Consider the following 6,605-nt stretch of genomic DNA (forward strand, 5'->3'; position numbering starts at 1 on the left):
TCAGGGATAATCCTATGTCGCGTTTCGTACCTTTGTTGGGATAGACCCATTGTTGCAGATGCTGCAAAGTGCATGAATGGCGGCTTTCAGGAATAGCAGCCTCGTGGAAAGCAATAACAGTGCTTACGGAGACACCCATCTGAAACTCAACGTATAGTTTGAGTGTGTACGGAAAATCGCAATTTCAGCATTTTATCAAAACGACTTCAGCTCGAATGGAACGTGAGGTTGAAAGATGGAAAAATTATGAGCATCTGCTATCTTACGCGTAGCAGACTACTCCTAATTTTAAAGTTTAAAATTCTTCAAAAGCGAGCCCTGTTACCAGCTATTATATCCTAAATACTTGCCTGACATCTCAACTTTTACGCGGTCGCCCTTGAGGTTTTCTACGCGAGTCACGGTCATGTCAAAGTCGATGGCTGACATGATGCCATCGCCGAATTTTTCCTGGATCAGTGCCTTAAGTGTTGGTCCATAAACGCCGACGATTTCATAAAACCGATAGATGCAGGGATCAGTTGGCACGGCCTGCTCCCAAATCTTGGTAGGGCTCTCGGAGAGCGCACTTTCCGCCTCTTGGGGCAGGCCCATTACCTTGACCATCAGGGCTGCCTTATCAGGGGGAAACGCGTTCATGCCCATCGCAGCAGAATGCGTCCAAACTGGTGACATGCTAATCTTATCGGCAATCTCTTCCCATGTGATGCCTGTCGTTTTCTTGGCCGATAGTATCATGGCTGTGACGTCTTCTTTGGTCATCATCTCGGTCATTGGTGGTCGTCCTTTATATTTTTGACGTGGTAAGAAAGGGAGGGTTAGAGGCCCAGTTCGCTCAGGCTGGGATGATCTTGCGGGCGTGGTCCGGGTGCGGGCCAGTGGAACAATCGGTCCGCCTGTGCGATGGGCACATCGTTGATCGAGGCATGGCGCTGCGACATGTAACCATCCACGTCAAAAGCCCAATTTTCGTTGCCATGGGCGCGGTACCATTGGCCATCCGCGTCATGGTATTCATAGCAAAACCGCACCGCGATTTGCGCATCCCCATGAGCCCAGATTTCCTTGATTAAGCGGTATTCGTTTTCACCAAACCATTTGGCCACCAGAAAAGTTTCGACCTCAGTACGGCCATTTAAGAACTCCGAGCGGTTGTGCCACATTGTATCCGGCGTATAGGTCAACGCAACCTTTGCGGGATCACGCCCATTCCATGCGTCCTCAGCCATACGTACCTTTTGTAAAGCATCAGCAGTGCTGAACGGTGGCACCGGAAAGCGCGGCGGTGCCCCAATCATTTCGGGACTGCCCGCAAAAGAGGTTCTGCGTCGGCTGCGCCCTCGGTCTTGTCGATACGCACCGTTTCGGGGCGGTGTGTTTCATCTCCAACGCTCTCCCCCGCGAGCAGAACAGACCTTTCGCCAAGAAATTGCACGAGATGGTTGCGAATGGCGTAGTAGTTGGGGTGCTCGACGATTGTCGTACGGGTGCGCGGGCGCGGCAGCGTGATCTCGACGCTTTCGGCAACACGGGCATTTGGGCCATTGGTCATCAGCAAAATACGGTCAGCAAGCAAAATCGCCTCGTCAATATCATGGGTGATCATGAACACAGTTTGGTCGGTACCACTCCAGACCTTGATCAACTCGTCTTGAATGGTGCCACGCGTGAGCGCATCAAGTGCGCCAAACGGCTCGTCCAAAAGCAACAGCTTCGGCTCATTGGCGAATGCCCGCGCGATGGACACCCGTTGACGCATCCCCCCCGACAGCTGGCTGGGTTTGCGATAGATAGCGTCTCCGGTTAGGCCGACCTTTTCCAAAAACGCGATTGAATGGTCTGTCACCTGCTGCTTGGTCCACTGCGGAAACCGCGCTGCCACGCCAAATGTCACGTTCTTGAGCGTGGTGAGCCACGGCAGCAGCGAATAGTTCTGAAATACCACGCCACGATCAAGACTGGGGCCAGAGATGGCCTGACCGTCCATCTTGATCACACCACTGGTCGGATCAGAAAGACCCGCGAGGATATTCATGATCGTAGATTTACCGCAGCCTGAATGGCCAAGGATGCAAACGAACTCGCCTTTCTCGATGCCAAAGCTGGCGTTCTCAAAGACGGTGAATTCGCCCCCTTTGCCGTCTGGGTAGCGTTGTGTAAGCCGTTCAATGCTCAGGAATGAAGATGCCATGTGTCTGCCTTATTCGACGTATGCGACGCGTCGCTGGAGCAGGCCAAGCGCCGCGTCCAGCAACATGCCGACAACGCCGATCATGAGAATTGAAAAGATGACGGAGGTCAGGTCGAGGTTGTTCCACTCGTTCCAGACGTAATAGCCAATACCAGTGCCCCCCACGAGCATCTCGGCGGCCACAATGACCAGCCACGCGATACCGATGGAGATGCGCATGCCCGTTACAATTGTTGGTGCTGCTGCGGGCAAGATCACGGTGAAGGCAGTTTTTAGCGGCCCCAACTCATGGGTGCGGGCCACGTTGACCCAATCTTCGCGAACGCCCGCCACACCAAAGGCTGTATTGATCAGCATTGGCCAGATCGAGCAGATGAAGATTACAAAGATCGCAGAAGCCTCAGAGTCCTGAATGACAAACAGGGCCAGTGGCATCCACGCCAGTGGCGAAATCGGGCGCAGCACCTGAATGAACGGGTTGAGCGCCTTGTGGGCAACCCGTGACATACCGATCAAAAAGCCCAAAGGAATCGCTATGAGGGCGGCCAACAGATAACCCACCAATACGCGGTAAATTGAATAGCCTATCTGGATACCAATGCCCTTGTCGTTGGGACCGGCATCATAGAAGGGGTTCGACAATTGCTCCCAAGCTTTCGCAACCACTTGACTGGGAGGCGGTACGCCTGCCTTTGGTTGACCGGTCCCTGTCAGACGCTCGTATTCAGTCAGGGCCTCGACGGTCTTTTGTGCGGGAATAGACATTTCCCACACAAACAGACCGACGAGAAGCAACAATACCGAAAGCAGTGCTGCTTTCTTGTTCTCCGACAGCGTTTCCATCAGTCGGCCTTGATCGCAAAGCTGTCGACATAGGCTTCGGGCTGCGCGGGATCAAACGACTTCCCCATGATCATGTGCGACTTGTAGTTGTCTGCAGGCGCATCATAACCAAGGTCAGTCATAACCTTGCGGGCGTCTGCAGCCAGATAGACCTGTTCGGCCACTTTTTTGTAGTCCACATCCCCCTCGATATAACCCCAACGCTTCATCTGAGTCAGGATCCACACGCCCATGGATTGCCATGGGAAGGGGTCAAAATCGATCCGGTCGGGCACGCGCTGTACCTCGCCCAATCCATCCGCATAGGTCCCCGTCAGAACCTGCTCGATCACCGTGACTGGCTGATTGAGATAGTTCGTGGGCGCAATCGCAGACGAGATTTCTTTGCGGTTGTCAGGGTTCGACGCGTATTGCGTGGCATCAATAATAGACTTGAGCAAAGCGCCGTAAGTATTCGGCAATTCGGTGGCGAAAGACAAAGGTGCCGCAAAAGCGCAACATGGATGACCCTCCCAAATTTCTTTGGTCAGGATGTGGATAAAGCCGATGCCCTCATAGACCGCACGCTGGTTGAACGGATCAGGAGACAGATAGCCGTCAAGGTTCCCGGCGCGCAGGTTGGCAACCATCTCTGGTGGGGGCACAACGCGGATCTGGATGTCGACATCAGGGTCCAGACCAAATTCGGCGACGTAATAGCGCAGCAGGAAGTTGTGCATCGAATATTCGAACGGCACCCCAAAGGTGAAGCCTTTCCACTGCTTCGGATCACGCTTGTCGAGGTGTTCGTTGGCCAAAACAATCGCCTGACCGTTGATGTTTTCAACGGCTGGCATGATATAGGGCTCTGCAATGGATCCCGCCCCCAAGGTCATTGCCAATGGCATCGGCGTCAGCATGTGGGAGGCGTCGTATTCACCCGACAGCGATTTATCACGGGCCACGGCCCATCCAGCGGTTTTGATCACCTTAGCATTCAGACCGTAGCGGGAATAAAAGCCCAGCGGTTCTGCCATGATGATGGGTGTGGCGCAGGTAATCGGCACAAAGCCGATGTTCAGGTCAGTCTTTTCGGGCGTGCCGAGATTGTCGAGGATTGCAGCCTTGGCCGCGTCCAGTGGAAAGACAGAAGCCAGGGCGGCAGCAGCTGTTGTGCCACCAACCATCCCCATGAAGGACCGCCTACCAATGTCGCTGTGGCCAAAGACCGAGCGCACAATCGCGCTTTCAACAGCCTGCTCCAGCATGTCGTCACTGGACATATGCGCTGTTTGCGGCGTGGCGGTGGCTTGACACGTATCACACGAACAGCTTTGCCCGTGCCGCAGATCGGTGTCTTTCGAAAATGGATTTCCTAAGCTTTTCACTGTCATAACTATCCCCATGAACTGATTTGGAATTATGTTGCCATGGATTGTGCAGGTGCAGAAAGTGGGTTTGCGAGGTGATTGAAAAACGCAATTCATTGAAATAAATGATTAAATATTTGGCAGATGATACGAATTTTCGTGAATTACGATAGATCGTAATTGCTACGACAGTCCTTCCTCTGACCACAGTGTGAAGATGAAGGACGATTCTCATTCACCGGTTGCGACTTCGCATAATCCGCTGCCCGCTATTATCGTGGGGACCCGTACTGGCGCGATTATGTCATGCAATCAAGATGCGGTGACCCTGTTCAAAACCGATCTTATCGGCATAGAGGTCGGCAGGTTTCTCACCTCGCCCTCGGGTTCAATAGCTGTGTTTCTGGAAGCGGTGATGCACTTTGGGCGCTACATTGACACAGCATTAGAATTTGCGTGCTCTGATGGTATGCCGCTTCGGGTGCACATCTACGGGACCCATGTAGGGACGTCAGATGTGATGCTCAGCTTTCTGGACCTGAACGCACAAAATAGACGTGAATATCTGGCCGAACAAGACGCCCACCAGCGCGCAGGACTGATGCAATGGCAAAACATCTACGGATTTTTTCGTGAGGTTGAGGCGCAAAACCAGCTGATCCTTGAGGCCGCAGGCGAAGGCATCTACGGGATCAATGCAGAGGGCAAAGCCACCTTCGTCAACCGCGCCGCCCAAGAGATGCTGGGCTGGAACGCCGAAGATCTGATTGGGCGCGAGTTGCATTCCATCATCCACCATCACCATCTGGACGGCGGCCAGTTCCCTGCTCATGAGTGCCCAATCTACGATTCATTCCGGCGCGACAAAACCGTGCGCGTGGAAGATGACGCCTTTTGGCGCAAAGACGGCAAGCCCATTTTGGTTGAATATGTCTCTACACCAATCTATGATCACGGCGTCTTGGCGGGGGCGGTTGTTATCTTTCGCGATGTGACCGAGCGCAAAGAAAACGAAAAAAAGCTGCGCCATGCCTTGGCAGAGGTCGAAACCCTGCAGGTTCAACTGGAACAGGAAAACGACTACCTGTTGACCGAGATCCGAAACGTCCAATCCCATGCTGGTATCATCGGGCAATCTGCTGCTGTGCGGAACCTGAACATACAGATTGATCTGGTGGCCGATACCAAAACGAATGTCTTGATCACAGGGGCCGCGGGCACTGGAAAAAGCCTTGCGGTGAGCGCAATCCACGAAGCCAGCAGCGGGCGCAAACGGCCCTTGGTGCAAGTCAATTGTTCCGACACCACCAGCCAAGCGCTTGAGGCCGAGATATTTGGCTATCGGCGCGGCGCATTTCGCGGCGCTGTGCGCGATACCGTCGGCAAATTGGCATTGGCAAACAATGGCACCTTGTGTCTGGACGACGTGTCAGAGCTGCCCAAAGCCTTTCAGGCGAAACTGATCGCAGTCATCAAAGAGGGCCATTTCAAACGATTGGGGGATGACATTCATACCCGTGTTGACCTGAGGATCATCTCGACCACCACCCGCAACCTTGCGGCTGAGGTGCAGGCAGGGCGTTTCCGCCAGGATTTATTCTTCGAGTTGAACGTTTTTGCCATCCATTGTGATAGCCTCAAAGACCGGCCTGACGACATTCCCCTTTTGGCCAAACACTTTCTGGATCGCGCTTCGCGCAGGTTGCGCCTTCCACCAGCACGTCTTTCAAAGGCCAATATTGAAGCGCTCTCGCAGTATGACTGGCCGGGGAATGTGCGCGAATTGGAGAACGTGATTGAGCGTGCCGCGATTCTAGCACAGGGTCGTAAGCTGCAGTTTGAGTTCCAATCAGGCCCTGCACAATCAGTCGATCTGGAAGCTCAAATTCTTTCCACGTCTGATCTAAAGCGCTTAGAACGTGAGAACCTGATCCGGTGTTTGATACGGTCCCACGGGCGCGTCTCTGGTCCATCCGGTGCAGCACGCCTTTTGGAGCTGGCTCCCACCACTGTTTATTCCAAGATTACGGCCTTGGCCGTTACTGAGGCTGATTGGAAGCTGGAAGGTGCTAAGGCCGATCAGTAGAGTAAATGTCTGATATACAGGTTTGCATTTGTTGGAGGAGGAAAAGCGGCCGTTAAAGCAGATGCCGCGTAGGGCGACTTCGTTTAAGGTTTTTCGATGCGGGCCTGAGCGTGATTTCTCCTCTTGGTGCGACGGT

Annotated in this window: 6 protein-coding genes; 1 reads left to right on the forward strand and 5 read right to left on the reverse strand. The window is 53.5% G+C overall.

The window, feature by feature from the left end; translation table 11 throughout:
• Window positions 1-321: 321 nt before the first annotated feature.
• The 5 genes from cynS to PFRI_RS02910 are packed head-to-tail and all read right to left on the reverse strand — an operon-like array spanning window position 322 to window position 4,407.
• Complete coding sequence (cynS, locus tag PFRI_RS02890; protein ID WP_009829280.1) at window positions 322-774, reverse strand: cyanase; 453 nt, start codon at window positions 772-774, stop codon at window positions 322-324.
• A gap of 44 nt (window positions 775-818) precedes the next feature.
• Window positions 819-1,298, reverse strand: a complete 480-nt coding sequence (locus PFRI_RS02895) for a nuclear transport factor 2 family protein (RefSeq protein WP_072629252.1) — start codon at window positions 1,296-1,298, stop codon at window positions 819-821.
• Entirely contained in the window at window positions 1,295-2,191 is an 897-nt protein-coding gene (locus tag PFRI_RS02900) for an ABC transporter ATP-binding protein (RefSeq protein WP_009827748.1), read from the reverse strand. Before PFRI_RS02900 ends, PFRI_RS02895 begins: the two co-directional genes overlap by 4 nt.
• A 9-nt stretch (window positions 2,192-2,200) precedes the next feature.
• Entirely contained in the window at window positions 2,201-3,034 is an 834-nt protein-coding gene (ntrB, locus tag PFRI_RS02905) for a nitrate ABC transporter permease (RefSeq protein ID WP_072629253.1), read from the reverse strand.
• A complete protein-coding gene (locus tag PFRI_RS02910) occupies window positions 3,034-4,407 on the reverse strand; it encodes a CmpA/NrtA family ABC transporter substrate-binding protein (RefSeq protein ID WP_040776696.1) in 1,374 nt (457 codons plus the stop codon). The genes ntrB and PFRI_RS02910 overlap by 1 nt, the downstream gene beginning before the upstream one ends.
• A gap of 193 nt (window positions 4,408-4,600) precedes the next feature.
• On the opposite strand from PFRI_RS02910, the gene PFRI_RS02915 reads away from it, so the two are divergent.
• A complete protein-coding gene (locus tag PFRI_RS02915) occupies window positions 4,601-6,469 on the forward strand; it encodes a sigma-54 interaction domain-containing protein (protein ID WP_072629254.1) in 1,869 nt (622 codons plus the stop codon).
• Window positions 6,470-6,605: the final 136 nt, after the last annotated feature.

The organism is Planktotalea frisia (assembly GCF_001890925.1).
GTDB lineage: Bacteria > Pseudomonadota > Alphaproteobacteria > Rhodobacterales > Rhodobacteraceae > Planktotalea > Planktotalea frisia.